Genomic DNA, 3,622 nt, shown 5'->3' with positions numbered 1-3,622 from the left:
TCATAGTGATATTCACTTAGGTCTATATGCTTAAATTTCATTTCATTTTTATAATGTGCCAAATCATATGGATAATGATTATTATCTTTTAAACTTATATCATCCAGTTCCAAAATTTTCGCAAGCGCTGCCGTTTCAAAGCTCCAATATCCTACATATCCAGGTTCTTTATGCGCATTTTTCCACTCATAATCATAATGACCTTTAAACCATTCTTTCTCCATGTACGTTTGTAATCTTTTAGATGCTTCTTTTTTATCTATTTGTGCAAGTTCTATAATCTCTCTCGTTTTTGCATATGGATTTTCTTTATAATATCTGTTCGTCATGTTTGTGTATCCAATATCACTAGCGCATAAGAGGAAATCAATTACTGCGTCATTCATATTTTTTGTATCAACTATCTTTTTTAATCTTTCTATATTCTTTTTATCCGTTTCTAACAAAATTCCTAAAGAAATTATCCAAAGCATATATATATAACCCACTTTGCTAGCTCCTGTATGCTCTAAATCATCCATTGCATTATAAAAATATACTTCCATTGTGCTAATGTCTTCTCCTAAAGAATACATTGCTCTAATGTCGTTCATCTCATGTATAAAATTCCTTAAATATCTTCCTTCTATAATACTTATATTATCTTTAGGCTTTCTTTGTATACCATTCTTTTCATCTTCTTCTAAACTTCTAATCTCCTCTCTATTATCTTCAATAAACTTTTTATGGAGTTCTATTCCTTTTTTACATTTTTCTTCTATGCACATTTGATCTCTCATTCTATTTAATTCCCCCTAGCTTCTAAATTATGGCCATTCTCCAATATTGTTTCCTTCTTCATCTAACCTATATGTTTTTACGTTTCCACTACTATCGACTTTTGATAATACTCTTTCAACTTCACTATCTTCCAATGCATTCGCAATCTTTTCTGCTAATACTTCATCTCCATCAACAGCTTTCAATATTCTACTTTTTCCAGTTTCAGAACCGTTCAACCAATCATTTGACATTTGTCGTCCATCTTTAGTTTTCCCCAATTGTGAACTACCAAACTTAGCTTCATCAATAACATATTTAATATTTGAATTTGGATTTGCATTTTCGTATAATCCATCAATTCCTTTTACTATTTTATCATTTATACCTGTTGGTGCACTTTTTCCGACTGGCTTTAAATCAAATCCAGCTTCTTTTAAACTTTGATTATTCAATAAATTGTCACTAGATTTTATTTCACCATAATTACCTTTTTGCTTATTTGTAGCTGTTTTTGCATCAAAATTGTCTACATTTGTATTTTTGTTACTGCTAGGTTTACCGTTAGCCGCACCTCCACCAGAAGAGCGGATTTTTTGAATAGTATCCTTAGTATTTTGAATCGATTTATTCCAAACAAATCCACCATGTACAAAAAGACTTGCCCCAGTAGCTGTTGCTGCTATATCTAATGGAATAACAATTGGTGATGCTAATCCGCCAGTTCCTACTTCTGCAACGATAGTTAAGAAATTAGATCCGCCTATGAGCGAAATAGCTTCAAACATTTCTACAATGAACCCGGCTATTTAATAATATTGTCCAGCTTTTTCTAATGTTTCTTTACATTGAAAAACATACTATATAACATCAATTGAAGCCTATGTGCCTGTGAAATGCGAGGTACGAAAGTGCATTCGCTTAAATAATAATTTTCAATTTAAATCAACAAAAGAGACCTCAAATGTGAAGTCTCTCTTGTTGATTATTTTCCATAAGTAACTCGCCTTTTATTTGTTTATTTTAAGACAGATAACATGGTTCATTCAAATATATATCCTAAAGAAAAATTTTTTCCTGCCGTCATAATCTAGTAGAATAGATTCAATTAATTCTTATTAATTGCGATAAACTCACTAGGAATCTCATCTGCTAACCAAGCTTTTTCATTTCCTAAATAAAATTTAACGCCTTCTTCTCTAGCTTTTTCAGTATTAACTTCTAAAATAATAGGATGCTTATCTTTTCTTTTCCCCACTAATTCAGCAGTTACAATATCTTCAGAAAGATGGACATATTGTCTATACATAGGTGATAGCCCATTTAATTCAATAGAATTTAAAAAGCGAGGAGATGTACCATGATAAAGAAATTTAGGTGGAACGCCTTCTTCCTTTACCATTTTCATGGGAATAGAATGTTCATACAACGCACGAATTTTATTTTCTTTTAGCTCATGCCTTTTTTCTCAGATTTCTCAATCATTATTTTTAAATCTTCTATCTTCACATCTCTCCATTCAATGGATTGGTGAAGTGCGTGTAAAAGTTGCTCAACAGACACCCAGCCATTCTCATCTAACTCCAATTCGTATTCCCACGGAGCATGACGTAAAGCATAAGATACTTATTCAATTAAATTTTTAAATGATTTTGATTATTGTTTTTTTCACTTCGATTGTAATCTATCATTTATTTCATAGCACATTCAACCCAATCCCAAAAGTCATCAAATTCTTTTCTTTGTTCAAAACCTTCACAAGTAAAATCATGAATAAATTGAACTTTACTTCCTTTGTCGATTTCAAAACATGCAGTATCATCATTATCAAATCTTTTAGCAAAAGGAATCAGCTTACGATTAGGATATCTTTTCTTCATACCAGAGTATATGTTAGTAGCCTGTTCTAATTCCATTAAAAACCATATATCAAAATTAACTAAATCTAATTTGACTAATAAGGTAACAGTTTAAATGCCACCTATTATTTACACATTTCTCTTTCCCATACTCTTTTTCCGTCAGTTAAAAACACTGCACTTGGCGGATCATCATAGAGAGAAATTTCAACCAATGAACTTTTTTCTTGTTTTAACCAATTATATACAGTACCTTCGTTTGTATTAGGTCGAGATAAAATATTATTTACTTTAAATACAGCTGCATCATATTCTGTATAATTTATATCATCCTCATCTAGTCCATTGTCTGTTTCAAAAACTGTATCTAGTTCTCCAATAATCCTCAATCCACTTTTCCATTCTAGTATCATGTCACTATGTTCATAATTTATTAATGTTCCAATTAAAGAATCGTACCCCATTTGCATCCTCTTTTCTTATGATTTTTATGGTCTTGATGGTACTATATGAGCGTCATCTTTTCCATAATGAATCAACCCTTTAGTAGTCACATGGTATTCACCAGTATTGCGGTCATAATATTTTCCTATTGGCTCACCAAAGTCTACTCTTTCTCTACCGTTTTTTAATAGTTCACCTTTTCCTGCAAACTTATCAAGCAATTCTTGTGCTATTTTATTATCGCCATAGAAAATGCTCTTATTTTTTCCATTTGCTAATTCTTGTTTATAGTTCGGTGTATCAGGAATATGCTTCTCTTGAGCTCCTGCTTTCACTTTTATTGGATAACCATTTACTTCACGGTATGGACCTTTAGGTACAGAATCTTTTCCATAAGAAGGTATTCGATTACTCGCACCCTTACCTCCACCAGAAGACTGGATTTTTTGAATAGTATCCTTAGTATTTTGAATCGATTTATTCCAAACAAATCCACCATGTACAAAAAGACTTGCCCCAGTAGCTGTTGCTGCTATATCTAATGGAATAACAATTGGTGA

General features: G+C 31.7%; 3 protein-coding genes and 3 pseudogenes. All 6 read right to left on the bottom strand.

The features are described from left to right. Positions 1-779 (bottom strand): PoNi-like cognate immunity protein (locus ES895_RS29030; protein ID WP_135238877.1); only part of this gene is annotated, 779 nt, incomplete at its 3' end. A 27-nt stretch (positions 780-806) separates the two neighbouring features. After that, positions 807-1,568: pseudogene (locus ES895_RS29025) on the bottom strand (hypothetical protein); the annotation flags it as partial. Positions 1,569-1,867: 299 nt separating this feature from the next. Then, a pseudogene (locus ES895_RS29020) lies at positions 1,868-2,346 on the bottom strand (RNA 2'-phosphotransferase). 104 nt (positions 2,347-2,450) lie between these two features. After that, positions 2,451-2,717, bottom strand: a pseudogene (locus tag ES895_RS29015) (hypothetical protein); the annotation flags it as partial. Between the two features lie 26 nt (positions 2,718-2,743). Next, positions 2,744-3,082, bottom strand: a complete 339-nt coding sequence (locus tag ES895_RS29010) for a hypothetical protein (protein WP_000540187.1) — start codon at positions 3,080-3,082, stop codon at positions 2,744-2,746. A gap of 24 nt (positions 3,083-3,106) precedes the next feature. Further along, positions 3,107-3,622, bottom strand: a 516-nt coding sequence (locus ES895_RS29005; protein WP_240690251.1) for a polymorphic toxin type 50 domain-containing protein, incomplete at its 5' end; no start/stop codon positions are given.

The sequence above is a fragment of the Bacillus sp. 007/AIA-02/001 genome (assembly GCF_004634455.1).
GTDB lineage: Bacteria > Bacillota > Bacilli > Bacillales > Bacillaceae_G > Bacillus_A > Bacillus_A cereus.
Note: the sequence above shows the minus strand (reverse complement) of the source record. Positions and strands in the feature narration are given on the sequence as shown.

Bases quoted from the DNA above. Each gene is read 5' to 3' on its own strand.
- ES895_RS29010 (WP_000540187.1), bottom strand. From the start codon at position 3,082: ATGGGGTACGATTCTTTAATTGGAACATTAATAAATTATGAACATAGT.